The 241-nt window shown below is 65.6% G+C and carries 1 protein-coding gene; it reads right to left on the reverse strand.

The features are described 5' to 3' along the window. Nucleotides 1–241, reverse strand: a 241-nt coding sequence (locus AC0L20_RS41725; protein WP_473295949.1) for an EAL domain-containing protein, incomplete at both ends; no start/stop codon positions are given.

The raw sequence follows: 241 nt of genomic DNA on the forward strand, positions 1-241 counted from the left end.
TGCTGCGCATCGGTTTCCACGCCTTCGGCGACAATCCGCAACCCCAGGGCCTGGCCCAGCGCAACGATGGCCGACACGATGGCGGCGTCGTCGCTGTCGTGCTCCAGGTCGCGCACAGAGCCACGGTCGATCTTCAGCTCATTGGCCGGCAGGCGCTTGAGGTACATCAGGCTGGAGTAGCCGGTGCCGAAGTCGTCGATGGACAGGTCGACGCCCATGTCCGACAGCCGTTGCAACACGG

It is taken from the genome of Bradyrhizobium sp. Kon58 (genome assembly GCF_055807455.1).